Raw genomic sequence first — 25,491 nt, 5'->3', positions numbered from 1 at the left:
GACGCAGCAACACGCTTGCGGGTCAGCCGGTCAGCTGCGTTGTGAGCATCGTCGACCAAAGCGGCGCGGAGCTGGGGAGTGCCACTTACCCGGATGCGCTTGATGAAGATCGAAGCGATCCCGTCTCGGCCAATTAACCCAAAGGTGGTGTCTGTGATGAACATGCTCAGGAAGTGGTCGGCGATTATTCTTGCCTGCGTTATTGCTGCCAGCATGGTGTTGCTTGCGGGATGCGCAGAAAAGAGCGATCAAAGCCAATCCGAATATGCCGACGAGGCGTTTATCCAATCGCTTGCGAAAGGTTACGAGGCGCGCGATACGTTGGTGGGGCAGTCCTCTAAGGCCGAAAAGTCCGCTGAATACTACGAAAAGCTCGTCGACGCTGAGCTGGAGCAAGTGGAGCAATACCAAAGCGCGCAATTCTCTGATAGCAAGTTGCAGGAGAGCGCCATCGCCTACATCAACGCGCTGAAGGATCAGCGCGCGGCCGCCGAATTGTACGCAACTGATAACAGCAAGTACAAGCAGGATTGGCAGAAGGCCTACGACAAGCGAACCGCGTTGCTCAAGACGTTTGTGGACGACTATGGCCTTACGGTGTCGGCCGATCATCAGGACAGTCTCGATAAGCTTGTCAGCCACGGGAAGAAGGTGAAACGGGACAACGACCAGAAGGAAGCGATCGAGTCGTTGGCAAGTTCGATAAATCTCGAGTTCACTGAGCAGTACTCGACCTTCATCGGCAAGACGACAGCTACGAACAATACTGGTTACGACTTCGACTATATCAATTTTGATGTGGAACTGTTCGACTCGAACGGCATCAAGGTTGAGACGACAAGCTTGTACGCAAGCCACTGGCTCGATGGCGAGACAATCGCGCTCGATTGCTATACGTCGATAATGGAGCCGCCCTCGACGGTCAAAGTCATCCCCAGCAATTACAAGGTCGCTGACGTGTAATCACTCTGCCGGGTGCGCAGACGCGTCAAGGCTGGTGCGCTCGGGCGTTCGTGGCTGTTGCCCAATCGGACGCCCGATGTTGGCGCGAGTCCGCTTTGCTGGAAAATGGCGGCCAATGTTCCCCGCAACAATTGCAGTTCGATTTCCCGAGTGAAAAGCGCCTTGACGGTATGATCAAAGGGACTATTGTCTCGATTGACAATAGTTTACATAATCTCGATTATCACGAATTGTAAAATGCAGAAGGGGAGCCTGATCCTGGTATAAACCGAGGGCATCTTCTCGTGAAAGATGCCCTCGTTGTCGAACGGTGTTGCCGTCGAGCACGGCATCGTTTTCTATTTATCATCTCATTCGATCGAGCAAATAAAACGTGCGCAGTATCGCCGTTCGTGATCGTTGCGCCTTCTTGGCGTCAGGGCCATCGTCCGAGCGCCCGTCACACCAAGCGAACGTTACTTCCTGGTGATGCGGATCTGGCAGACGTCGTCGCCGTTGGCGATGGTCTTCGGGAGGTCGAACTTCAGGCAGCCGAGCCCCTCGATGATGCCGCGGTCGCCGTCCATCGCGATGTCGCACAGTGCGGAAATCTCGTCCTGCGGAAGGCCGAGCTTCTTCCACGCCTCAACGAGCGGGCAGTAATGGAAGTCGATCGACAACGTGTCGTCGTCCTTCTCGATGGTCTCCATCTCGAAGACGCTCTTTGCAGGCTCGGACTGGAACACCTCGTCGAAGGCGTCCATCGAGGTGAAGGGCGCGAACCTCACGTCGGCATGGTAGAGGCCGCACTTGCGGATCGCCTGGTGGAGCGGGCCGTTCTCCCCGTCCTCGACGGCCTTCTCGGCCAGGTAGTGAAGCCACAGCGCGCGATGCTCGTAGGCACCTCGCATCTGCTCGAGCGAGAAGATCGCGTCGTTGCCTGCCGCCGTCTCGTTTTCAGTTGCCATGTGATAACTCCCGTCTTAATTATTGTTCGGCGGCGCGTGGAAATGTCGAAGCTGCGCCGTCCCTCTCCCCCTGGCACTCTCCTATCGTATCGCCCGCCGACTTCCAGCAGCGAGCGATACGATCCACGACCAGGGCCGCCATAAAAGGAACCCCCTCAAGCCAAGGCCGGTTTCGGCGACCGAGCGACTTGAAGGGGCCCTTGAAAAAGCAATGCGTTTCGCGAAACGCAGCCGAGCCCTATTCGAACTCGGCGTCAAGCGCGGCGAGGCGCTTGCGGATGTCGGCCACCGTCTCGCTCGAAAGCTCGACATCGGCCGCCGGCGCGTCTGCCTCGATCTGCTCGGGCTTGTGAGCGCCGCAGATGACGTTCACGAAGTCGCCCTGCGCACGCAGGAACGCGACAGCGAGCTGCACGCGCGTGCACTGGTATTCCTCGCAGATGTCGGCGAGGCCGTCAACGAACTTGACGGCGCTCGGAAGGCGGTCGGGCTTCCACCACAGCTCGCCGTCGCGGGCGTCGCCCTTCGGCACGACGCGGTCAGCGGGAACGGTGCCCGCGAGAATACCGCGCTCGAGCGGCGAATATGCGTGGTAGGACATGCCCTTCTCGCGGCAAAGCGGCAGCACGCCCTCTTCGACGTTACGGGTGAGCATGCTGTACTTGCGCTGGATGATGTCCAGCTCGCAGCCATGGTCGAGCCAATCCTGGATGACGTCCGGCTGGGCGTTGGAGAGGCCAAGCGCGAGAACCTTGCCCTCCTTCTTCAGGTCCATGAGCGCGCGAACGGTGTCCTCGACCGGGTACACGCTCGTGTCCTTCGCGGGGTTGTGCGCGTAGTAGATGTCGATATGGTCGGTGCCCAGGCGCTTCAGGCTGTTCTCGCAGTCCTTCTTGATGCCCTCGTAGCTGTGATCGACATATACCTTGTGGCCGTCGACGTCGTTCCAATAACGGCCCACGCCGGTGTCCCAGTCGAAGGTCGCCTTCGTGGAGATGACGAACTCGTCACGGTTGCCGCTGATGGCCTTGCCGACGATTTCCTCGCTGTGGCCAAGACCGTAGATGGGCGCGGTGTCGATCGTATTGATGCCCAGCTCGAGCGCGCGGTGGATGGTCTTGATGGACAGCTCGTCCTCGGTGTTCTTCCACCAGCTTCCGCCGCCGATCGACCAAGCTCCCAGCGTGATGATGGAAGTCTTGACGTCGGAGTGTCCGATGTTCATGTACTTCATAGAGACCTGCCTACAAACGAAGGGTCGATACAACTATTTCTCTGCAGCTGCTTTCGCGTCGGCGCGCAGCACGCCATCAACGCCGCAAGCCTCGTCGTCATGGTACTTGAAGATGACGATGTTCTTCAGCTCGCCGCGGTAGCCGACGGCCTTGTTGGCGGCTTCGTCGAGCACCTTGATGAGCTTGCGACGGCGCTCGATCTCCATGTAGGGCGGCACGAACACGAAGAAGGTGATCTGGTCCTTCGCGCACTCGGAGCAGTTCTCCTTAGGGACCGGCGTGTAGTAGATGGAATAGCACTTGAACACCTCGGCGACGGCACCCTCGATGGTGTCGAGGAACTGCTTCTTCTCTTCGCCTTCGAGGTTGATGGAGGTTGCGACGAAAATGGTAGACATGAAAAATCCCCTTTCAGGATCATCTTTGCGATGTGGTTGTCGATTCAAAACCGCGCCGCGCGTATGGACGGCGCGAAAACCCGGCTGCCCGGCTTCTCGAGCTAGCCTTGAGCCTTGCGAGCCTTGATGTCGGCGAACAGCTCGCCGTCTTTTCCAACCCCGTCGTCATCGTGGTACTGGAAAAGGACGATGTTCTTCAGCTCGCCTTGGTATCCGGTCTCGCGGACCATCGTGTTGTGCAGAAGCTCGATGGTCTCGCGTTTCTTCTCGAGGGTCGCGTAAGGCGGCACGCATACGAAGAACGTCGTCTGGTTGATCGAATCTCCTCGGCAGCTGTCTTGGGGAATCTGAACCAGGTTGAACGAAAGCGCGTGCTTGTAAATCGTGCCCAGATCGTTGATGAGGGCATCCGCAAGCGAATCCCTCTGCTCTTCCGTCAGGTCGAGCGACGTGGCGGCAAAAATAGTTGCCATGCGTACAGCTTCCTTTCTCCTAGGTTTCTAGAACTTGTATGGTTATATCATGATAAAGTAGTCGAACGGTTACGAAATCGAAAAGATTTAGCCGAAAACCTATCAGTTTTTGTGGATATGGCGGAGTCGGATAAAATCTGTATCGGTTGAAACAGTGTCGAAATACTTCGATGCGTAAAGTGACCGTCATGCGCGAAAGGGAACGCGAGCGCTGCCGAGCCTGGAAGGGTGAAGCGCGCAAGCCAACAGGCGCGCACGACTACCTTGGCGTAAGGGCGCCTTGGGGCATGTCAAAAATGGGAAAGGCATGTTGGGAAGGAAAGGAACGAAGGTCATGGAGAAGGAAAAGAGCACTCTGAGCAGGCGACAGTTCGTCGGCGTCACTGCAACCGCTGCTGCAACCACGGCTTTGTTCGGGTTGGCCGGATGCTCGGGCAACGGCGGTGGCTCTCAGGCTTCGTCTGGAGCGAGCCAAAGCGGCTCCGGGGAAGTCGTGAAGGGCGGCGTCCTCAAAGTCGCGCTCAACCGTACGGTTTCGGCGAAGTCGCTCGACCCGCTTTACGTCGACTCCACCACCGCCGATCAGATCTGCCAGAACTACGGCGACACGCTCGTGCAGGAGAACATCGATCAGAGTGAATATCTGCCTTGTATCGCCACCAAGTGGGAAATCTCCGAAGACGGCAAAACGTACACGTTCACCATTCGCGACGATGTGTACTTCCAGCCTGGCAAGTTCCAGGACGGCCGCCTTCTCACCTCCGAGGACGTCGCTTACTCGGTGAACCGCGCGAAGGACTACTGGTGCAACTACCTGTTCTTCCTCGATTACGCCGAGGCCACCGATGACAAGACGGTTGTGTGCCACCTGAAGGACGCCAACGCGACCTTCCTGCATGAGCTCACCTCCTCTTCCGTTCTCATGGTTCCGAAAGAGGAAGTCGAAGGCTGGGGCGAGGAATTCGGCATGCATCCCGTCTCGACCGGCCCGTTCAAGGTCGACGAGCACACCCCCGACCAGACGACGAAGCTCTCGAAGTTCGACAAGTACTGGGGCGTCGAGCCGAACCTCGACGGCATCGAGTACCACATCATCACCGAGGACGCTCAGGCTGTGAACGCGCTGACCACGGGCGAAATCGACATCTCCCTCAACGTCACGGGCCAGCTCATCAAGCAGGTTTCCGCAAGCGACAAGCTCGTGCTCTCCCAGAACACCGAGCCGCGCCTTGCCTACATCGGCTTCAACCTCTCCGACCCCATCCTGTCCAACGACAAGGTGCGCGAGGCCCTCTCGACCGCAATCGACCGCAAGACCCTCGTCGACGGCGTCTACGCCAACGGCGACGGCGAGCTGTCGGTCCTGCCCGTGCCGAAGGTCTCCTGGGGCTACAGCGAGGAGCAGGAATCGCTCGTTCCCGCATATGACGTCGAGAAGGCGAAGTCCCTGCTCGCCGAGGCCGGCTATCCCAACGGCTTCGACATCGTCCTCACCATTGGCACCCAGAACGCTTATGTCCAGGCCGCGACCCTCGTCCAGGAGCAGCTCAAGCAGATCGGCGTGAACGTCGAGATCCAGAGTGTCTCCTCTACCGAGGTCACCGACCGCTACCTCAACAACAAGGTGCAGATGTGGATCAACGGCCAGGGTGGCTCGGCCGACCCGGCGACGTTCGTCGGCTACTTCCTGAACTCCGACAAGATCCACACTAACTACAACGCCTTCTGCTACAGCGACCCCGCGACCGACGCGATCATCAACGAGGCGCTGACGCTCACCGACCAGCAGGAACGTAAGGACCTCTACGAGGAGCTCAACGAAATCGCGCTCAAGACCCCCATCGCCGCCTTCTACGCGACGACCAAGCTCTCTTGGGGCCTGCGCAAGGAAGTGCACGGCTACGTTCAGGAGAACAAGGCCGTCATGCGCGTCTGCGGACTTGAGGGCTCTGGCATCAACATCTGGAAAGAGAAGTAGGATATCGGCCTGCTAGGTGAGATTTTGGGTGCGGCCCGGTTTGCCGGGTCGCACCTTTTTGAAGGGAGATGGTGACCGCTCATGGCGAAAATCATCCTGCGGCGTCTGCTTCAACTGATTCCAACGCTCTTCGTTGTCGTTGCCTTCACGTTTATCGCGACGCGCCTTATTCCTGGCGACCCTGTTGCCGCTATGGTTGGCGACCAATATGACGTAAGCAAAGTCGAAGAGATGCGTGCGTCACTTGGATTGGACGATCCAATCATCGTTCAATTTTGGAACTACCTTGTGAGCATATGTCAAGGTGATTTCGGGACTTCGTACTATTTTAATCAGCCCGCTATCGACATGATCGCGCAACGTCTCCCGAACACTCTGCTCATCTCGGTCATCGCGCTCATCATCGCGGTGGTCTTCGGCGTCGTCTTCGGCGTTGTCTCCGCAAGGAAGCAGAACAGCATCGTCGACTACGTCCTTACCGTGCTGTCCCTGTTCGGCGTTTCCGCGCCGGTGTTCTGGGTCGGCATCATGCTCGTGCTCCTCTTCTCGGTCACGCTCGGCTGGCTGCCGAGCTATGGCATGGGGTCGATAGAGAAAGACGGCCTCATAGGCTTCATCAGCCACTTGGTGCTCCCCTGCTTCTGTCTGGCCATCATCCCGATGGGTACGTTCACGCGCATCACCCGTTCGTCGATGATCGAGACGCTTGGAAGCGACTCCGTGCGCGCCATGCGCGCCCGCGGCGTGAGCGAGGCGTCCATCACGTGGAAGCATGCGCTCAAAAACGCGCTTCCCCCCATCATCACCGTCATTGCCATTCAGTTCGCCGGCTGCTTCGCGGGCGCTGTCCTTACCGAGAACGTCTTCGCTTGGCCTGGCATGGGCACCATGATCACGTCGGCGATCGACAACCGCGACTACTCGCTTATCCAGGCGACGGTGCTCGTCGTCGCCATCGCGTTCGTCGTCATCAACCTCATCACCGACTTGCTGTACATGGTCATCAACCCCAAGGTTGCTGCTGAGGCGAAGAAGGGGGCCAACAATGTTTAAAGAGAAATCGGCAGCTGCAGCGACTTCCGGGGCCGAGATGGAGGTCGTTGACGGAGCCATCACCGAGGCCGCCAAAGAGGCGATGATCCAGAAGGAGCGCAAGGCTAACAGCGCATGGCGCAAGTTCATCAGGAACAAGTCTGCGGTCATCGGACTCTTCATCGTTATCGTGATGCTCGTAATCGGCATCTTCGCCCCGTTCATCGCGCCGTTCGATCCGAACGCCACGTCGATCACCGAGACCTATCTCGAGCCCGGCGTGAACGGCCATATCTTCGGCACCGACGATCTGGGCCGCGACCTGTTCAGCCGCATCGTCTACGGTGCGCGCATGAGTATCGTCGTCGCCATCGGCTCGACGGTGCTCGGCGGCGTCATCGGCATCATCTTGGGCCTCGTCGCCGGCTTCATGGGCGGCATCGTCGACTCGATCATCATGCGTGTCATGGACGGCCTGTTCGCCTTCCCGTTCATCCTCCTGTCCCTGCTCCTGGTCACCATCTTGGGATCGGGTGTGTTCAACGTCATCCTCGCGATCGGCATCGGCAACGTGCCGCGATTCGCGCGCGTGGTTCGAAGCAAGGTCATCGTTGCGAAGAACGAGGAGTTCTGCAACGTCGAGCGCGTGCTCGGCGCATCGAGCCTCCGCCTTATGGTGCTCCACATTCTCCCGAGCACGGTGTCCGAGGTCGTCGTCTATGCCACGCTCTGCGTCGGTGGCTCGATTATCGCCGAGGCGGGCCTGAGCTTTTTGGGCCTGGGCATCCTCATCCCGACGCCGTCCTGGGGAAACATTCTGCGAGGAGGCCAGACCTGCCTTGCGATCGCCCCGCATATCGCTACCATTTCGGGCTTGTTCATCTTCGTGGCCGTTATCGGGTTCAACCTGCTCGGCGACGGTATTCGCGACGTGCTCGATCCGAAGATGAAGAAGTAGGTGAGATTTATGGCAAACGAAGTTAACGGACAGGAAAAAAGCGCCGGCTCCGCCGCCAATCCCGAGTCCGAAGTGCTTCTCGATGTGAAAAACCTCAAGACCTATTTCCATCTTGCGAGCGGTATAGCCCGCGCAGTCGATGGCGTCTCGTTTACCCTTTCACGAGGGGAAACGCTCGGCGTGGTCGGCGAGAGCGGTTCGGGCAAGTCGATGATGGCGAAAAGCCTCATCCGACTGTTCGAGGCCAACGCGCGTATCGAGGAAGGCTCGATCGAGTTTGAGGGCCGCGACGTGCTCTCCTTCGGGAAGAAGGAGCTACGCGACTACCGCGGACGCGATATCGGCATGATCTTCCAGGATCCCATGACCTCGCTCGACCCGGTGTTCAAAGTCGGGCAGCAGATGACCGAGAACCTGCGCATCCATCGCAACATGAGCAAGGCGGAGGCGCGCGAGGTCGCGATCGCCGCGCTGCGTTCGGTGAACATCCCGAACCCCGAGGCGCGCTTCAATTCCTACCCGTTCGAGCTTTCGGGCGGCATGTGCCAGCGCGTCATCATCGCTATGGCGCTGTGCTGCAACGCGAAGGTGATCTTGGCCGACGAGCCCACGACCGCCCTCGATGTTACCGTCCAGGCGCAGGTGCTCCACCTGCTTAAAGAACTGCAGCGCACGAACAACATCGGGCTTATGATCATCACGCACAACTTAGGCGTGGTGTGGGACGTGTGCGACCGAGCCATGGTTATGTACGCGGGCAAGGTGGTCGAGGCGGCCGACGTGAAGTCTCTTTACGCCAAACCCATGCACCCGTATACGTGGGGCCTGCTCGATTCCATGCCCTCGCTTTCTTCCGAGCGCAAAGCTGACCTTTCCACGATTCCCGGAACGCCGCCTGACCTGCGCCTTACGGGCAAGGCGTGCAACTTCGCCAACCGCTGCCCCTATGCGCAGGACATTTGCCGCAAGGAAGTTCCCGAGCTCATCGAAGTCGAGCCGGGGCACCTCGTCGCCTGCCATAGGCAGACGCTCGATGCGCATCTCGAGCGCGTGAAAGGAGGCAAGTAATGAGCATCAACGCCAATGAGGAGACGGCTGCAACCAAGCCTGTCCCGAAAACGGGCGATGCGGCAGCACCTGCCGATCCGAATGTCATTCTGAAGATCAGCGACCTGTCGAAGGACTTCGAGATTCGCTCCGACAAGATTGGTGAGAAGTCCCAGTACCTGCATGCGCTCTCGCGCGTGAACCTCGAGGTGTACAAGGGCGAGACCCTCGGCATCATCGGCGAGTCAGGTTGCGGCAAGTCGACACTCGGACGCTGCCTCGTTCGCCTTCATGAGCCGACAAGCGGAACTGTCACGTTCGAAGGCGAGCCGCTCGACTTCAAGAAAGATCGCGCCCGTCGCCAGCGCCGCAGCGTGCAGATGATCTTCCAGGATCCCTACTCTTCGCTCAATCCGCGCAAGACCTGCGCGAAGATCATCGAAGAGCCGATGATCATCCACAAGACGGAGACCGATCCGAAGAAGCGCGAGGCACGCGTCCGCAAGCTGATGGAGCTCGTCGGCCTCGACACTCAGCACATGCACCGCTACCCGCACGAGTTCTCGGGCGGTCAGCGCCAGCGCATCAACATTGCCCGTGCGCTTTCGCTTGGGCCGAAGCTGCTCGTATGCGACGAGCCGGTTTCCGCGCTCGACGTGTCCATCCAGGCTCAGGTGCTCAACCTTTTCGGAAGGCTTCAGCGCGAGCTCGGTCTGACGTACGTCTTCATCTCGCATGACCTGAGCGTCATCAAGCACATCTCCGACCGCATCGCCATCATGTACCTCGGCCAGGTGGTCGAGCTCTGCGACGCGGAGGGCATCTACGAGGAGCCGCTTCACCCCTACACGCAGGCGCTTCTCTCCGCGATTCCTCCCACGAGCCCGTTCGAGGAGAAGCATGCTATCGCGCTCACGGGCGATATTCCAAGCCCCATCGGGGACATGAAGGGCTGCCCGCTCGCGTCGAGGTGCCCGCATTGCACGGAGCGTTGCAGGAAGGAGCATCCGGCTCTGGTCGAGGCGCGACCTGGGCACAAGGTGGCCTGCTTCTTGTACGAGTAATCGATCGACATGTCCGGCAGCCCTTCCTTTTGCAAGGTGAGGGCTGCCTTTGAATGAGAGGAGACGTATGGAACCGGTTGAAGAGCGTTTTCTGCGCTATGTGAGGATCAATACCCAGTCCTGCGCTGGTCAAGAGGCCATCCCGAGCACCGCATGCCAATGGGATCTTGCGAATCTGCTGGTCGAGGAGTTAAAGGCCCTCGGCGTGGAAGACGCGAGCGTCGATGAGCACTGCTATGTGATGGGGCACATCCCCGCCAATCTTCCCGAAGGCACCACCGCTCCGGCAATCGGTTTCATCTCCCATATGGACACCGCCACCGAGACGAGCGGCGAGGGCGTGAACCCCCGCATCGTCGAGAACTACCAGGGCGGCCCCATCGTCATCAACGAGGAGCTCGGTATGGTGCTCGACGAGGAGCACTTCCCCACGCTTGCGAAGCATATCGGCGACGACCTTATCGTGACCGACGGCACCACGCTGCTCGGTGCCGACAACAAGGCGGGCGTGGCGGAGATCATGTCGCTCGTGGAATATCTGCACGAGAACCCCGACACTCCCCACGGACCGCTCTCCATCGGCTTCACCCCTGATGAGGAGGTGGGTCGCGGTGCCGATCTCTTCGACGTGGAAAAGTTCGGTGCCGAACTTGCCTACACGGTCGACGGCGGCGAGCTCGGCGAGCTCGAGTACGAGAACTTCAACGCCGCGAGCGCTGTCGTGAAAATCACGGGCAAGGTGGTCCACCCCGGTTCCGCGAAGAACCGCATGCGCAACGCCGCGCTTCTGGCCTGCGAGTTTACCGCGCTCCTTCCCGCGACCGAGATTCCCGCGACCACCGAGGGCCGCGAAGGGTTCTTCCATCTAGGCTCGATCGAGGGCGATGTGGCGACGGCCACGCTCGACTACATCATTCGCGACCACGATCGCGAGCGCTTCGAGGAGCGCAAGCGCATCATGGAGCAGGCGGCGGCGCTCATGAACGCCCGCTACGGCTGCGAATGCGTCGAGCTTTCCATCACTGATCAGTATTACAACATGAAAGAGCAGATCCTGCCCCATATGGAGCTTGTCGATCTTGCGCGCGAGGCTATGGAAGACACGGGCATCGAGCCGCTCATCATCGCCGTTCGCGGCGGCACTGATGGAGCACGCCTCTCCTACATGGGCCTTCCCTGCCCCAACCTGTGCGCAGGGTGCGAGTATGCCCACGGGCCCTTCGAGCATTGCTCCGTGCAGGCGCTCCAGAAGATTTCCAACATGTTGGTCGCCCTCGTCCAGAAGTTCGTGAAGCCTGCGGCATAGCGCCAACCCTCTTCGGTAGCGGAAACTCTTTTCGTTGAAGCGGTATTGCTGAAGGAGGCAATCGAATGATGGAATGTGACGAGCGGTCGGCGCGAGAGCGCGCTTATGCCGAGAAGCTTGCGCGCATGATTCGCGTGAGGACGGTTCAGGAGCCGGGCAACGCGCAGTCCTTCGAGGTTTTTCATGCTCTCCTTGAAGAGCTGTTCCCCGCCGTTTTCGAACGGTGCGAGCTCAAGATGTTCGGAGACGATGGGGGAAGCCTGCTCTTTCGCTGGCGCTCTGCGAGCGCTGACGAGGAAAAACAGCCTGCCCTGCTCCTTATGAGTCACCAGGACGTCGTCGATGCCGAGGGCCCTTGGACCCATGAGCCCTTTGGCGGGGAAATTGCCGATGGTCGTGTTTGGGGGCGTGGTGCACTTGATATCAAGGGCAATCTCCTGTGCATCCTGCAGGCTCTTGAGGAGCTTATCGAGGCGGGCTTTTCCCCTGCCTTCGATGTTTACATCGCCTCGAGCGACTGCGAGGAAATCGGCGGCAACGACCTTGTGCCAAGCTACCTGAAAGAGCAGCAGGTCGACATCGACCTGCTCGTCGACGAGGGCCCCTGCGTCGTCCGCGGCGAGGACGGCTCGCTCATCGCGCAGGTTGCCGTGGCCGAGAAAGGCCAGGCTATCTTCAAGTGCAGTGCTTTCGGGCCGGGCGGCCACGCCATGAACGTTGGCAAGAACACGCCGCTTGTGCGCTTGGGTGCGTTCATGGCCGAAGTCGATGCCGCGAACCTGTTCGAGGGCGATGCGCGCCCCGACCTTCTCGATACGTCGGGCACCACCGTCGCGTTCACCATGGCGGGTGCATCGAGCGTGCCCAACGTCGTCCCGCGCGAGGCGTGGGCGGTGTGCGACGTGCGCCTGGCCCCTGGTCGGACGGCGGAATCGGCCTGCGAGACCCTCGAGACCATTGCCAAGCGCCACGATGTCGAGGTGACGCTTGGCAAGAGTACGCCGCCCAGTCCCGTCTCGGATACGAACGGGCATGCATATGCCCAGGTGAAACGTGCTATTTCTTCGGTATATCCCGAAGCTGAGCCGCGTGCGGTCCTGCTCTCGGGCGGAACCGACACCAAACATTTCACCGAGGTCGCGCCGTGTTGCATCCGCTTCACGCCGATGGTCTTCTCGGCGGAGCAAACCGCGACCATCCACGGAATCGATGAGAACATCGATTGCGCTGCCCTGCCCTTCGGGGTCGACTTCTTCAAGACGCTAATCGAGGAGAGGATGAGCCGATGACTTCAACGAATTGCAACTCGAATGCGGATACCTCGCGTCAGTGGAGCCTCGATGCGCTCTACAAAGGCTTCGATGACGAGGCGTATGTGAAAGACTGCGAGAAGTTTTCCCAGCTCATCGATGAGTATATTGCGACGCTTGAACCGATCGAGCGCGGCGAGCGAACCTTTAACGTCGAGGTGCTCTGCGAATTCCTTAAGCGCGAAGAGGAGCTGTGGCTGATCGGCAAGGACCTTCACGAGTTCACCTATCTGCGTAGCGCCGTCGACGCGGGCGACAAGCAGGCCCTCTCGGCGATGGCCGTCCTGCGCAAGGGCTACGGGAAGATGGCGCGCCCGAGCCTCTTCGTCCGTCGCTGCACGGCGGGCCTTGAGCTCACCGAGGACGATTTCGCCGCGTCTCCCCTTCTCGCTGACTATCGCTTCGTGATTGGGCAGATGAGGCTTGAAGGTGCTCATCAGGGAAGCTCCGATGCGGAGGACGTTTTCGCCCGCATGCAGGGGTGCGCGGGAGACGCATGGATTGACCTCAGGTCGAGTCTGGTCGGTTTCGCGACCGCACAGCTCGATGGGAAGGAGCTCACGCTCACCGAGCTGCGCAACCTCGCCCGCTCGACCGACGCGGAGACGCGCAAGAAGGCTTTCGATGCCGAAATCGAGTGCTCGAAAGCCATCTCGGTCGGTGTTGCCGCGTCACTTAACGGCATCAAAGAGCAGGTCATTCTGCAGTCGGAGATGCGCGGGTTCTCTTCCCCGCTCGATATGGCGCTCTTCCAGTCGCGGATGAGAAGCGAGACGCTCGATGTGCTGTGGGAGGTCGTGTCGGAGCATTTGCCGACGCTTCAAGCCTACCTCAAGCGCAAAGCGGAGATCCTTGGGCACGAAAACGGCCTTCCGTGGTGGGACTTCTTCGCCCCGGTCGTGAGCGAGTCGTCCGATGCGCCCTCGTTTACCATCGAATCGGCGCGCGCGTACCTGGTCAAGCATCTGGGAAGCTTCTCTTCCGAACTCGGCGAGCTTATCGAGCGAGCCTTCGACGAGCGTTGGATCGACTTCGACCCTCGCCCAGGAAAGAGCGGCGGCGCCTTCTGCCGCAACCTCTCAAACCAGCGTCAGAGCCGTGTGCTCACCAACTTCGACGGCACGCTGCGCGCGGTCGACACGATCGCACACGAGCTCGGGCACGCCTTCCATGGGCAGCAGATTGAAACGAAACGACCGCTGAACAGGTGCTATACCATGCCTGTCGCCGAGACGGCCTCGAACTTCGACGAGCTTATGCTTATGAGCGCCGCTATCGAGGAGGCGAAGACGACCGAGGAGCGCATCGCGCTTTTGGACGCGAGGCTCTCGGATGTTGCTCAGACGGTATGCGATATCTTCTCGCGCTTCCTTTTCGAGAAGTCCGTCTTCGAACAGCGCGCCGAGAAGTACCTCGTCGCTGAGGATCTTTGCCGCTTGATGGAGGATGCCCAGAAGAAGGCGTACGGGACCGCCCTCGACGCCGAGGCACTTCACCCTTACATGTGGGTGAACAAGGTGCACTACTACATGACGACGCTCAGCTACTACAACTTCCCCTACACGTTCGGCCTGCTGCTTGCGCACGGGCTGTATGCGCGCTACCAGGAAGTGGGCCCGTCGTTTGTCGAGTGCTATAAGGCGTTCTTGAGCGCCACGACGACCGATACGGTCGAGGGGGCGACAGCCGTTGCCGGCGTTGACGTGACGACACGCGAGTTCTGGGAGAGCAGCTTTGAGGTGATCGAGGCCCAGGTCGCCGAGTTCCTGGCGCTCACCGAGTAAAAGAGAAGCGCCCTCGGAGGGTTGTTCCCCGCGTTCGGCAGGGCTCCCTCTGAGGGCGCATTGCATTGCTGTTCCGCTTTTGTTGCAGCTGGGGCCGTCTGGGCTTGTAGGTCGCGAATCGCTTTCTGAAACCTGCAGCTCGGCGGCTCCGAACTATTAATCGGCTACTCGGAGTCGATCATGATGCTCAAGATCTCGCGATCGGTCTCCCTCATGCCCTCGCGGGCCATGCGGCTTACGTTGCGGATGGTCTCGTCGACGCCCATGGTGACGATTCCGTCGCCCGCGTAGAACTCGTTTCCATTCTTGAACAGGCGATACCCGAACACGCCCGACTCGATGGCCATTGCGATCTTAGCGGCACAGGAAGGCTTCGCACCGTCACAGACCATGCCCGACACGGTTCCGAGCGAGTTGACGATCGTGTGCTCGATTTCCTCCATGCGCCCGCCGAGAAGATAGGCGATGCCGCATGCAGCGCCGGTGCCTGCGCTCACGGCTCCGCAGAATGCGGACAAGCATCCGATACCCGACTTCTGGTAGATGCTGATCAGATCGGACACGGCAAGCGCGCGAAGCATCTTCTCGCGCGGGATGTCGAGCGCGCGGGCGTAGACCACGATGGGAACCGAGGCCGTGATGCCCTGGTTGCCGCTGCCCGATACGATAACGACCGGCATGGGGCATCCGCCCATGCGCGCGTCGCTGCCGGCTGCTGCTGCGGCCTTTGCCTGCGTGAGCAGGTCATCGGGGTAGGCGTCGGATGCGTAGAGCTTGCCGACGCGCCCACCCCAGTCGTTTTTGAGCCCCTCGCACGAGATGGCGTAGTTGTATTCCGCCTGGCGGCTGAGCATCTCTTCCACGTCGGCCAAGTTGACGGTGTCGGCGAATTCGATGATGTCGGCAACGTTGAGGAGCTCGGTCAGCGCGTTTTCCCCATCGCTTGGGTCTTCGGTGCGCGTGTCCTGGAGAATCTCGCCGTCGCGTTCGACGAGAACCACGTTCGTGTGATTCTTCGCCATGACGACGCGCGCCGACCCGCCATTGCCGCCGAACATGCGCACGTCGATGTAGAACGGCTCGCTCGTGTCGGCGAACTCGACTCGGATCTCGTGCTCTTCCAGGTAGCGGGTCATGTAGGCGCGCCCGTCGTCATCGAGGCTGGAGAGCACGTCGAGCCCCTTGTCGGCGTCGCCCGCGGCGATGCCGGCCGCGACCGCGGTTTTCACGCCGTGCTGTCCGCCTGTGTTCGGAACGGTGACGCTATGGACGTTCTTGATGATGTTTCCGCTGACAGAGATGGAGATGCGCTCGGGCTCGCTGCCGAGCACCTGTGCCGCCTTCGCCGACGCAAAGGCGATGGCGATAGGCTCCGTGCAGCCTGTCGCGACGATGAGCTCGTCTTCGAGAATCTGCACGTACGCTTTGTAGGTTCTTTCGTTCATGACGGCTGTTTCCTTCTTGCTGCTCGCTTGTATGGGCTTGTCCTTGGCGCGCGAATGCGAGGTTAGCGCAGTCCAGCCTCGTGAACCACCTCGTAGATGAGGGAGAACAGCGAGCGGTCGACGTCGAGCGGGAGCGTGCAGCCAGGCCCGAAGATGAGCGCTCCGCCGTCGTTTTGCGCGAGCGTGTCCTCGAGACGGGTTGCCAGGCGGCGCTTGACCTGCTCAGGTGTGCCGTAGAAGTCGTGGTTCTGGTCGAAACCGGTGATGAGAACCTTGTCTGTCTTCCTGCGCATGTCGGCGACGCTCGTCAGGTTCGGGGCGGTGCCGCAGCATTCCCAGTTGAACGCCTGGTAGTCAAGGTCGATGAGGTCGTCCATGTAGAGGCCCTCATCGCCGTGGACATGCAGCATGGAGAACCAGGTGCGGCCCTTGAGCTTTTTCGCCATGTGCTCAAGGTAGGGCACGACAAACTCGCGGTGCTCCTCGGGGGTGATCAGCGTCGAGCGGGAGAACTTCGTGGTCATGAAGATGCCGTCGATGCCCTTGTCGATAAGCGCATCGAGGAAGTGGTCGTTGGTCTCCTGCAGCGCCTCGAGCGCGTGCGTGAGCGCTTTCGGGTCGGAGCGCATGAGCTCGAGAGTCCAGTCGGGGTTCATCGGCGTGGACAGCTCCTGTACCCATGACAGCGGGTCGAACAGCGTCGCGAGTACCGGCTTTTCGCCCTTGTAGGTGTCGACGATGCGTCCGTCGACGGCGACCTCGGCGGCGAGCGTGTCGTTCGTCGCGTCGAGTACTCCGAGCTTGCCGGCGTCCTCGGCCGAGGTGATAGGATGAGAATGGAAGACGCCGTCCCACTTCTGCGGGTTCGTGGAGAACTCATAGTCGGCGCCATATGCGACGGGCATATAGTTTCCGCAGGTCATAATCTTGATGAGATCCCAATGTCCAGCGGTTGCCGTGTTGACGGTCTCAGCATAGAAATCGTCGGCGACAGGGTCTGCCAAGGGGAAATGGAACCATCCTACGATAGGGAGCTCTTCCCCGAGCTTCTTCGTCTCGACTTGCTGTTTGATCAGTTCGAATCCAGTTGGCATCAATGCCCCTTCCCGCGATATCCTGAAAACCGATATGAATAACGGTCACACCTTTCATCATATTTCATTTCCGCTTATAAAGCGACGGGTTTGGGATAATTCAATTGCCGGAAACAATAGGGGTTACCTTCGGGAAAGTGCCTCCTTCGAGGGTTTCCCGATTTCGCTCCGCCGACTGTCGCTGCATCGTGTTTGCGCTGCGCCTGACTTGCTATAATGCCGCAGACGAACGATTCACGAGTGGTAAGGACCCTTTCGAAAGCTATGCAAGAAGCGATACTCTCCCTAAACGCGCGAGGCCGCGCCAAAGGCCATATCCTTGCCTTCCTCACCGTGTTCGTCTGGGGCATTACGTTCGTGTCGACAAAGGTGCCGCTCACCGTCGTCACCCCGATAGAGATTCTCTTTTTGCGCTTCTCGCTGGGCTTTCTCGCGCTGTGCGTCATCCACCACCGCGTGACCCCCTTCATGGGCGCGCGCGTTGAGGCGCTGTTCGCGCTAGCGGGTGCAACGGGCGTGACGTTGTACTTCCTTATGGAGAACATCGCGCTCACTATGACGAGCGCCTCGAACGTCGGCGTGATCGTCGCCATCGCGCCTCTGTTCATCGCGCTCATTGCCACGTTCGTCACGCGCGAGGAGCGCGTCGGCGTGAAGTTCTTCGCGGGCTTCGTGATGGCGATATCGGGCATCGCGCTCATCAGCTTCACGGGCGCTGCCGCAGGTGACGCGGGGCTTGCGGGTTGCCTGCTCGCTGTGTTCGCGGCGCTGGCCTGGGCAGTCTATTCGACCATCGGCAAGCGTATCGCGAAGCTGGGCCTCTCGACGGTGGCCACGACGAAGCGCACGTTTGCGTGGGGCCTCGTGTTCATGCTGCCGTTTTTGCCGGTGATGGGCTTTGGCCAGGGAGCCGAGGGCGCGGGTCTTGCGGGGCTTCTCGACCCTGTCATGCTGGGCAATCTGCTGTTTTTGGGGCTGATCGCGTCTGCCACCTGCTATGTCATGTGGAACAAGGCGGCGTCGATCGTCGGCGTTGTGAACGTGAGCGCTTACCTTTACCTCACGCCCGTGGTGACGGTGGTCGCGTCCGTCATTGTGCTCGCCGAGCCTCTCACCTGGCAAATCGTGCTTGGCGTGGCGCTTACCGTGACAGGCCTCGTCCTATCGGAGCGCTAAGGGGCCTCCTCCTCGCTATTCGAAGGGGTGCGACGTCAAGTGCCACCCGCCACAGTATTCGCAGCGATAGATTTCAAGGCCGCGCGTCCCGCGATCCTCGCACCATTTGCGCGCTTCTTCGGCTTCGTCCCTGGTCGCGTAGCGGTTTTTCTTCTCGCAAGACTTCCAGCGCATTGCTGCATCATGATCGGCTTCTCGCTTTTGTTCGCGCCGCTCCTCGTTTGCGAACAGGTCGTCCAATCCCCCAAGGCCATTTTCGAGCTGCGATTTGAAATCAGCCACTTCGCGTGCCCGCGCCGATCGCTTCTTGCTTCCCACGATTACCTCCGTGCCTGCTTTTCCCGTCTGGCTTTCCATTATCGCATGCAACTCAATTTGTGTTTGCGGAGGTTGACCGATTTGATTGAGCGTACTGAAGGTCATGGGCCAGTACGGAATATGCAGCGGCTTGCTTTGTTCGCCAATAAGCTTCAAGAACGCGGAATCCGACAAGCTGATGGCTGTAAAACTGAGTGAAGGTGATTAACCCTCGTTTCTTGACGACCAATCCGCAACAATAAATATTTTCGTAAAGTTTTGCGGTTTGAAACCGCAAAACTAATGATTGTCAAAGAAATTTGCGGTATATTAGCTGCAAATGGAGGTGGTCGGGATGATTTACAGACCTTTATATGTAGATAAGATTATGTCTTATGTTGACTCGCCATTTGTAAAAATCCTTACAGGAGTACGCCGCTGCGGAAAGTCGACAATTCTGAAAATGATTATGGAACAGCTGAAAACGCAGCGGAATATCCCAGAGGAGCGCATCGTCAGTTGCCGCTATGACTCGATGGAATATGAGGGTATGACGGCGAAGCAGATGTATGCAGAGCTGAAAGAGCGCCTTTTGCCAGGGGAAAAGACATACCTGTTTCTCGACGAAGTGCAGGAAATCAAGGGCTGGGAAAGAGTCGTCAATTCGCTGGCATCGGACTTCGATGTGGACCTGTATGTGACAGGATCGAATTCCCGCATGATGTCTTCCGAGATTTCGACCTATCTGACGGGACGGTATGTGTCTTTTCGCATATTCACCTTGTCTTTTGGCGAGTACCTGATGTTTAAACGCCAATATGCCGAAGTCGGAGAGCCGAAAGCCGAGCTTGCGAACTATGTGCGTTTGGGCGGTTTCCCGGCAACACACTTGCAGGCATATTCTCAGGATGAGGTCTACACCATCGTGCGGGACATTTACAATTCCACGGTTTTCTCGGATATCGTGAAACGCAATCAGGTGAGAAAAATTGACCAGCTTGAGCGTGTGGTCAAATACACCTTTAACAATATCGGCAATACTTTTTCGGCGAAATCCATTTCGGATTATCTGAAGGCGGAACACCGTTCGCTCGATAACGAAACGGTTTATAACTACTTGGAGAAACTGGAAAACGCGTACCTGCTTCACCGCTGCTCCCGCTTTGACTTGCAGGGCAAGGAAATCCTGAAAACGCAGGAAAAGTTCTATCTTGCGGATACTGCCCTGCGATACAGCGTTCTCGGCTACAACGCCGACAGCGTGGCATCCAGCCTTGAGAATGTCGTGTACCTGGAGCTTTGTCGCAGAGGATATACCGTCCATGTCGGCAAATTCGGTAGCGGAGAAATCGACTTTGTGGCAGTTCGGCAAAATGAAAAGATCTATGTGCAGGTGACGCAGGAGCTTCGTTCTCCGAAAACTGAAAAACGGGAATGCGATCGCTTGCTGGAGATTCACGACAACTATCCCAAGTATGTTCTCACGACGGATGAGTTTACGGGAGGGAACTACGAAGGCATCAAGACGATGCACATAGCGGATTTCCTGTTAAGCTCCGAGTACTAAACGATGGGGTCGTGAAATGCTCGCTTGGAGACAGGCGGGCATTTTGCTTTTCTTGAGGGAGGCGCAGCAAAAAGAGAAGCCTGCCGCTTCTTATTGCGGTTCATGCGGCGAGCTATTTTGGCAGCCCTCGGGAGAGTCGGTGTGGTCCCGAGGGCTGCCAGAGGCTATTCCCCGAGTTTGGACTTGAATTTCCAGTAGCCCAAATCCTTCGCGATTTCGGTGCCTTCCTCGTTGGCCTCGCCCAGCCACACCTGGATGGTCTCGATGCGGATGGTCTCCTTGAAGCCGGTCGGGTCGACCTCGATGCGCTCATCGAACAGGTTGCCCGGCGTGAGGAAGCGGGATACGCGTGCGAGGGCATCGTTGAGGTTGTCGAACGTGTAGGTGTACACCGCATCCGTGCCATGGAATTCCTTGATGCGAACCATGTAAGTCATCGCGTGCCCCTTTCGTGCGCTGCGTTGCGCGTTGCTGCTGATTAGAAGCCGACACAACATCGGCTTCGCCCATTATACCCTTGCGGGTGCTTTGCGGCTGACTCAGCTCGCCTTCGCTTCCCGCCACGCGCACACCAGCTCGCGTGCCGCCGCCTCTGGATCGCTTGCGCCGCAGACGGCGGACACGACGAAGAACCCGTCCGTGCCCGTTTGCGCCACAAGGGGGATGTCGGCTACCTTCACTCCCCCGCCGACTACGATGGGAACGGGGCTTGCGACGGCGAGTTCGCGCAGGTCATCGATGCTTTTCGTGATGATGGTGCCGTCGGCTGCGAGTCCGCAGTCGCGCTTGGTGGGCGTTTCGTGAAGGGGCCCGACGCCCAGGTAGTCCACAAGGCTCATGTCCGCGGTCTTCACGTACTCAAGCATCTCGTCCGCGCGTGCGGAAAGTCCCACGACCGCATCGGGGCCGAGGAGCTTGCGGCACGCCTCGACAGGAACGTCGGACTGCCCGACGTGCACGCCATCGACCTTCACGCCCGCCTCCCGCGCGGCGAAGGCCACGTCAAGCCTGTCGTCGATGAGCAGCGCGACCTTCTCGCTCACACCCGCGCGCTCGATGGCGCGGGCCGCCTCGTCGGCGCAGGCCATGAGCTCGCGCGCCGAGCACACCTTCGAGCGCACCTGCACGCAGGTGAACCCGGCTGCAAGCGCGGCTGAGATGACATCGCCTACGGGACGCCCGCACGTGTTCTCCGGGCCAATAACCAGGTAGGATGAAATATCGAGCGTATCCCTCATGCTCATGCGCGTGCCTCCTTGCTTTCGTCGGCGGTAAGCTTGTCGTCCGGGTTGTCGCTGTTGTTCGCGTTCCGCTTGACACCTTCGCCGTCCGCGTCGTTTGCTTCCTTCGGTCCCTCGCTATCCAAAAGGGCGTTCACGCGCGCCACCTTCTCGTCCATCATGTGGGAGAAGCCGGGGCGCACGTCTGCCTTCAGGATGACCTCGGTTCGAATGCCCTTCTCGGCAAGCACGAACGTCGCGTCGCGCACGACGCGCATGACCTCGTCCCATTCGCCCTCAATCTCGGTGAACATGGAATAGGTCCTGTTCGGAAGGCCCGACTCGCGGATGACCTTCACGACCTCCGCGACCTCGGAGGACAACTCGTCTCCTACGCCGAAGGGTGCGATTGCCACGGCGATGAGCGTGTTCATCCTAGGCCTCCTCGACGCGCAGCGGATTGTTCGCGATGTCGTCGGGCGTCGCGCGGTAGAGCTCGTCGATGAAGGCGACCTTGAAGCTCGCGGGCGCATCCGCCGCAGCTGCCGCGCGCGTTCCTGCAACGTTGTAGTGTGCGACGGCGGCAAGCGCCGCGGTGAAGGGATCGGCTTGCGTGGCATAGACCGCGGCTACGCCGCCGAGGGAGCATCCGAAGCCCGTCACCTTGCCCATAAGAGCGCTTCCTCCCGTGGAATATGCCACGGTCGACCCATCGGTGACCAGGTCTGACTCGCCCGAGACGGCCACCGCGCCGCCCGTGTAGCGCGCAAGGGCCACGGCTGCGTCGCGAGCGGCCGCCACCGTGTCGGTAGTGTCGACGCCGCGGGCGCGGGAAAGCTCGCTCGCGTCGCCTTCCAAATCCCAAAGGCCCGCAAGCGCAATGATCTCGGAGGCATTGCCGCGCACAATCGCGGGCTTGTAGGGCTTGAATCCGCGCAGAAGTTCGGTGCGCAGGCTGCCGATGCCGATGCCGACCGGGTCGAGCACCCAGGGCTTGCCCGCTGCGTGCGCTGCTGCGGCAGTGCGGGGAAGCGTCTCCTCGTATACGGGAAGCAGCGTCCCCATGTTGATGTAGACTGCACCGCCCGCGGCGACGAGGCATTCGCCCTCGTCGGGCAGGTACACCATGGCAGCGGAGCCGCCAACGGCGAGCTGCGCGTTCGCCACGAAGTCGATGGTCACGCTGTTGGTGATCGACCCCGCCATGGGATTGTTGGCGCGCACCTTGCTCGCCGCTTCTACGATTCCGCTTTGCAACTGGTTCATCTCAATCATGCGCATTCCTTTCAAGGACCCGCTCCATCTGCGGAGCGTGGCATAAAAATGGGACGCCAGCATAAGCGGGCGCCCCAGATAGAACCTGAGATGCTCCCTACGCCAGCACTAACTGACAGGTTCAAAGGGTTAGGCTTGCGCCCTCTCAGCCAACCGCGCGTTTGTCGCACGATGGGCACCCCTGCATCGAACTTGCTGGGGCAATGGTACACCTAAGTTGGCCACTGCGCGCGTACATGTCGGGCGACGGCTATCTCTCAGGCAGCGTCGCGGCGGGGTTGCTTCGTCTGCCTGCTGTCCGGGAGATTCCCGAAAGCCGTGCGCGGTTTCCGCTTCGAGCCGCCTTGTGTCCGCCGCCCGCGAGGCGTCTGATTGTTTTCCGTCCTCGTTTTCCGCCTGCGAGGACCCTGCCCCACTTTCGGTCCCTGCTGCTTGGTTTCCGCTCGCTGCTCGTCTCCCCGCCTCCGCCCGCGAGGCCTCTTCTCGCTTTTGCGTTTGCAACCTGGTATCATCTCTTTCGCTAAAACCTCACGTGGACTTTTTGGGCGTGCGCGGCGAGAGGGCTTCTTCCTTGAAGGGGCGGCGACGAAATCGCCGTCTTCTCCCCTGGCCTCGCGGCGCGTCACTTTTCGCCACGTAACCGAACGCTCGGTTGCGTGGTTTTTCTTCTCGCTCCTCGGGCGCCGATGTGCAAAAGGAGCTCATGGTGAAAACGAACGACATGCCCGCCGCGATGTCGGTGGCGAACGCGACTGCCCCAAGCGAGATTGCCCCACGCAAGGTGACCCCAAGCGAAGCGACCAAAGTGCGCGCGATCGCGACGCTCGAGGTGTTTCTCGGCGGCGCGAGTTATGGCTTCATGGCGACTTCCTACAAGCTTTCTTACGCTGCGGGTTTCACTTCAAACCAAGTCGTTGCAGGTCAAGGATGGTTCGGCCTCATCCTATTTGCAATAGCCTTCGCGGTGTCGATGGCGCGCGGAAAACGCTGGCAGCGCGTCGGTACCCGCTCGGCACTTTCGCTCATGGGGCTGGGATCCATCACCTGCTGCACCTCGATACTCTATTGCTATGCGATGAGCGTTCTGCCTGTTTCGGTGGCGCTCACGCTTTTGTTCCAGTTCACCTGGATCGGCACGGTGCTCCAGATCATCTTGACGCGCAAGCCGCCTGCGCTCTCCCAGGTCATCGCGGCTGCGGTCGTCGTTGTCGGGACCGTGTTCGCGAGCGGTGTCTATAAAACGGGAATCGCGGGCTACGATCCGCTGGGGCTTGTGTGCGGCTTCTGCGCGGCCATTAGCTGCGCGTGCTTCGTGACGTTTTCCGGAAGAGTGCAGGCCCCCTGCTCAAACGAGCAGCGCGGGATGATCGTGTGCGCGGGCGTGGTCATCGCGTCGCATGTGGTGTGCCCCGACTTCATCATCTCCGGCGCGCTGCTCGACGGCTTCGCCCCGTATGCGTTCGTGTGCGGGCTGTTCGGCATGACGCTGCCGGTTCTGCTTTTCGGCTTGGGGACGCCGCACCTGACGCCCGGCATGTCGACCATCATGACGTCGGCCGAGCTGCCAGCGGGGCTTCTTCTTGCCATGCTTTTGCTCGGGGAGTCGATTTCCGCTGTTGAATGGCTTGGCGTGGCGATCATCCTCGCCGGAGTTTGCATCGCGCAGGTTCGCCTCGGGAAGCGCTCGACGACGACGCCGCTCCCGACTGATTAGCGACGTGTGTTGCATGGGCTTGCTGGGAGCGAGGCAAGCACCCGACCCCCTGTCCCGCTCGGGAGTGAGACCAATCACCCAGTCCTTGCCCCCTTTACTGCTGCCTGCAAAAGATTGACGATAGTTTTCAAAAACAGCAGGGACCTCGTAAATATTCAGCGAACTATTCCTCAAATAGAACGGTAGTGAGGTCTATCATTTCCAGCTATGCGAATAGGTTCCAAGTGGCTGGAAATCCCATCAAGAAAGCCGCCCGAGGGCGGCTTTCTTACGATGCTTGATATTGGCTTTCGAGATCGATTTCGGCTTAGAAGTTTTCAGCCGAAATTTCGAAGTATGCCTGCGGATGGTTGCAGACGGGGCACACATCTGGAGCCTTCGTGCCTACGACGATGTGGCCGCAATTACGGCATTCCCACACCTTGACCTCGCTCTTCTCGAACACAGCAGCGGTTTCAACGTTGTGCAGCAGTGCGCGGTAACGCTCTTCGTGGTGCTTCTCGATGGCACCAACCTGACGGAACTTTTCGGCGAGCTCGGGGAAGCCCTCTTCTTCAGCCGTCTTGGCGAACTCGTCGTACATGTCGGTCCACTCGTAGTTCTCGCCGTCGGCCGCAGCGGCAAGGTTTTCCGCCGTGTTGCCAATGCCTTCAAGCTCGCGGAACCACATCTTGGCGTGATATTGCTCGTTCGCCGAAGTCTTGCGGAAGATTTCGGCGATCTGCTCGTAACCTTCCTTCTTCGCGACCGACGCGAAGTACGTGTATTTATTGGTCGCCTGCGACTCGCCGGCGAACGCAGCCTGCAGGTTTTTCTCAGTTTGGGTTCCAGCGTATTTGGACATGTTGAATCCCCCTTCTTGGATTTCCAGCCGTGGGCCCATCGCCCGTGGCGTATACGGCAAATGGTACACCGCCCCAATACGAATTGGTAGGTTTTACTAGGTGCTATGGGAAGACCCTGGCAGGGAAATCGCTGGGGAGGTTCCTGCATCTTGCGAGCAGTCGACCGATTGAGCGAGACGCACGACCGAACAGGGTCCCTGACAGCGAAGAGAGTGCCCGACGTTAAGCCATCAGCTCCCTGCGTTTCAGGAAATCCTTTTTGATGCGGTCGCCCATTTCCTCAGCAAGTTCAAATCCCTGGTCGCAAATGGCTTCGACAGAGGCCTGGAGAGCGACGGGGAACTCCTCGATCGTCTCATCAAG

The 25,491-nt window shown here is 59.6% G+C and carries 24 protein-coding genes and 1 riboswitch; of the genes, 12 read left to right on the top strand and 12 right to left on the bottom strand.

All coding sequences use genetic code 11. From position 1 onward, the window contains the following. Positions 1-156 precede the first annotated feature (156 nt). The gene (locus Q0G18_RS02135) at positions 157-963 is read left to right on the top strand and encodes an FxLYD domain-containing protein (RefSeq protein ID WP_297149122.1); all 807 of its coding nucleotides are present in this window, start codon (positions 157-159) and stop codon (positions 961-963) included. 455 nt (positions 964-1,418) lie between these two features. On the opposite strand, the gene Q0G18_RS02130 is transcribed toward Q0G18_RS02135, so the two are convergent. The 4 genes from Q0G18_RS02130 to Q0G18_RS02115 all read right to left on the bottom strand — a co-directional run bounded on the left by Q0G18_RS02130 (position 1,419) and on the right by Q0G18_RS02115 (position 4,016). Then, entirely contained in the window at positions 1,419-1,910 is a 492-nt protein-coding gene (locus tag Q0G18_RS02130) for an L-2-amino-thiazoline-4-carboxylic acid hydrolase (RefSeq protein ID WP_277015314.1), read from the bottom strand. 238 nt (positions 1,911-2,148) lie between these two features. Continuing rightward, positions 2,149-3,144, bottom strand: coding sequence for an aldo/keto reductase (locus tag Q0G18_RS02125; RefSeq protein ID WP_297149092.1), 996 nt, complete (start codon positions 3,142-3,144; stop codon positions 2,149-2,151). Between the two features lie 33 nt (positions 3,145-3,177). After that, positions 3,178-3,543, bottom strand: a complete 366-nt coding sequence (locus Q0G18_RS02120) for a hypothetical protein (RefSeq protein ID WP_276996985.1) — start codon at positions 3,541-3,543, stop codon at positions 3,178-3,180. A 101-nt stretch (positions 3,544-3,644) separates the two neighbouring features. Beyond that, the gene (locus tag Q0G18_RS02115) at positions 3,645-4,016 is read right to left on the bottom strand and encodes a hypothetical protein (RefSeq protein ID WP_297149089.1); all 372 of its coding nucleotides are present in this window, start codon (positions 4,014-4,016) and stop codon (positions 3,645-3,647) included. Positions 4,017-4,350: 334 nt separating this feature from the next. On the opposite strand from Q0G18_RS02115, the gene Q0G18_RS02110 reads away from it, so the two are divergent. The 8 genes from Q0G18_RS02110 to Q0G18_RS02075 all read left to right on the top strand — a co-directional run bounded on the left by Q0G18_RS02110 (position 4,351) and on the right by Q0G18_RS02075 (position 14,495). Continuing rightward, positions 4,351-5,994, top strand: a complete 1,644-nt coding sequence (locus Q0G18_RS02110) for an ABC transporter substrate-binding protein (protein WP_297149087.1) — start codon at positions 4,351-4,353, stop codon at positions 5,992-5,994. 81 nt (positions 5,995-6,075) lie between these two features. After that, positions 6,076-7,047, top strand: coding sequence for an ABC transporter permease (locus Q0G18_RS02105; RefSeq protein ID WP_297149086.1), 972 nt, complete (start codon positions 6,076-6,078; stop codon positions 7,045-7,047). Then, the gene (locus tag Q0G18_RS02100; protein ID WP_297149085.1) at positions 7,040-7,984 is read left to right on the top strand and encodes an ABC transporter permease; all 945 of its coding nucleotides are present in this window, start codon (positions 7,040-7,042) and stop codon (positions 7,982-7,984) included. Before Q0G18_RS02105 ends, Q0G18_RS02100 begins: the two co-directional genes overlap by 8 nt. A 9-nt stretch (positions 7,985-7,993) precedes the next feature. After that, complete coding sequence (locus tag Q0G18_RS02095; RefSeq protein WP_297149084.1) at positions 7,994-9,052, top strand: ABC transporter ATP-binding protein; 1,059 nt, start codon at positions 7,994-7,996, stop codon at positions 9,050-9,052. Next, entirely contained in the window at positions 9,052-10,095 is a 1,044-nt protein-coding gene (locus tag Q0G18_RS02090) for an oligopeptide/dipeptide ABC transporter ATP-binding protein (RefSeq protein WP_297149082.1), read from the top strand. The genes Q0G18_RS02095 and Q0G18_RS02090 overlap by 1 nt, the downstream gene beginning before the upstream one ends. 67 nt (positions 10,096-10,162) lie before the next feature. Then, entirely contained in the window at positions 10,163-11,401 is a 1,239-nt protein-coding gene (pepT, locus tag Q0G18_RS02085) for a peptidase T (RefSeq protein WP_297149080.1), read from the top strand. Between the two features lie 65 nt (positions 11,402-11,466). Then, positions 11,467-12,690, top strand: a complete 1,224-nt coding sequence (locus tag Q0G18_RS02080; protein ID WP_297149077.1) for a M20/M25/M40 family metallo-hydrolase — start codon at positions 11,467-11,469, stop codon at positions 12,688-12,690. After that, positions 12,687-14,495: a M3 family oligoendopeptidase gene (locus tag Q0G18_RS02075; protein ID WP_297149075.1), complete on the top strand. Its 1,809-nt coding sequence runs from the start codon at positions 12,687-12,689 to the stop codon at positions 14,493-14,495. Before Q0G18_RS02080 ends, Q0G18_RS02075 begins: the two co-directional genes overlap by 4 nt. Before the next feature lie 164 nt (positions 14,496-14,659). Here Q0G18_RS02075 and Q0G18_RS02070 read toward each other — a convergent pair whose 3' ends face one another. Beyond that, the gene (locus Q0G18_RS02070; protein WP_297149073.1) at positions 14,660-15,940 is read right to left on the bottom strand and encodes an L-serine ammonia-lyase, iron-sulfur-dependent, subunit alpha; all 1,281 of its coding nucleotides are present in this window, start codon (positions 15,938-15,940) and stop codon (positions 14,660-14,662) included. 62 nt (positions 15,941-16,002) lie between these two features. Continuing rightward, positions 16,003-17,034: a uroporphyrinogen decarboxylase family protein gene (locus tag Q0G18_RS02065; RefSeq protein ID WP_276998700.1), complete on the bottom strand. Its 1,032-nt coding sequence runs from the start codon at positions 17,032-17,034 to the stop codon at positions 16,003-16,005. Between the two features lie 264 nt (positions 17,035-17,298). Between Q0G18_RS02065 and Q0G18_RS02060 the strand changes: the two genes are divergently transcribed. Beyond that, on the top strand, positions 17,299-18,210 hold the full coding sequence (locus tag Q0G18_RS02060) for a DMT family transporter (RefSeq protein WP_297149069.1): 912 nt from the start codon (positions 17,299-17,301) through the stop codon (positions 18,208-18,210). A 15-nt stretch (positions 18,211-18,225) separates the two neighbouring features. Here Q0G18_RS02060 and Q0G18_RS02055 read toward each other — a convergent pair whose 3' ends face one another. Continuing rightward, entirely contained in the window at positions 18,226-18,684 is a 459-nt protein-coding gene (locus tag Q0G18_RS02055; protein WP_297149067.1) for a hypothetical protein, read from the bottom strand. Between the two features lie 178 nt (positions 18,685-18,862). On the opposite strand from Q0G18_RS02055, the gene Q0G18_RS02050 reads away from it, so the two are divergent. After that, a complete protein-coding gene (locus tag Q0G18_RS02050) occupies positions 18,863-20,074 on the top strand; it encodes an ATP-binding protein (protein ID WP_297149065.1) in 1,212 nt (403 codons plus the stop codon). Positions 20,075-20,238: 164 nt separating this feature from the next. Here Q0G18_RS02050 and Q0G18_RS02045 read toward each other — a convergent pair whose 3' ends face one another. The 4 genes from Q0G18_RS02045 to thiM form a co-directional block, all read right to left on the bottom strand. After that, positions 20,239-20,511 carry a hypothetical protein gene (locus Q0G18_RS02045; RefSeq protein ID WP_297149064.1) on the bottom strand — a complete coding sequence of 91 codons (273 nt, stop codon included), beginning with the start codon at positions 20,509-20,511 and terminating at the stop codon, positions 20,239-20,241. Positions 20,512-20,613: 102 nt separating this feature from the next. Beyond that, positions 20,614-21,318, bottom strand: a complete 705-nt coding sequence (locus tag Q0G18_RS02040) for a thiamine phosphate synthase (protein ID WP_297149063.1) — start codon at positions 21,316-21,318, stop codon at positions 20,614-20,616. After that, positions 21,315-21,728 (bottom strand): thiamine-binding protein, encoded by a 414-nt coding sequence (locus Q0G18_RS02035; RefSeq protein WP_297149061.1) that lies wholly within the window; start codon positions 21,726-21,728, stop codon positions 21,315-21,317. The genes Q0G18_RS02040 and Q0G18_RS02035 overlap by 4 nt, the downstream gene beginning before the upstream one ends. Before the next feature lies 1 nt (position 21,729). Then, positions 21,730-22,569, bottom strand: coding sequence for a hydroxyethylthiazole kinase (thiM, locus tag Q0G18_RS02030; RefSeq protein ID WP_297149059.1), 840 nt, complete (start codon positions 22,567-22,569; stop codon positions 21,730-21,732). 77 nt (positions 22,570-22,646) lie between these two features. Next, positions 22,647-22,762, bottom strand: a riboswitch (TPP riboswitch). Positions 22,763-23,272: 510 nt separating this feature from the next. Between thiM and Q0G18_RS02025 the strand changes: the two genes are divergently transcribed. Then, positions 23,273-24,283: a DMT family transporter gene (locus Q0G18_RS02025; RefSeq protein WP_297149057.1), complete on the top strand. Its 1,011-nt coding sequence runs from the start codon at positions 23,273-23,275 to the stop codon at positions 24,281-24,283. A gap of 307 nt (positions 24,284-24,590) precedes the next feature. On the opposite strand, the gene rbr is transcribed toward Q0G18_RS02025, so the two are convergent. Next, positions 24,591-25,127 carry a rubrerythrin gene (gene rbr, locus Q0G18_RS02020; RefSeq protein ID WP_297149055.1) on the bottom strand — a complete coding sequence of 179 codons (537 nt, stop codon included), beginning with the start codon at positions 25,125-25,127 and terminating at the stop codon, positions 24,591-24,593. Positions 25,128-25,491: the final 364 nt, after the last annotated feature.

The organism is uncultured Ellagibacter sp., from assembly GCF_934636505.1.
Classification (GTDB): domain Bacteria; phylum Actinomycetota; class Coriobacteriia; order Coriobacteriales; family Eggerthellaceae; genus Ellagibacter.
The sequence above is the reverse complement of the archived record's forward strand: the minus strand, read 5'-3'. Positions and strand labels throughout refer to the sequence as shown.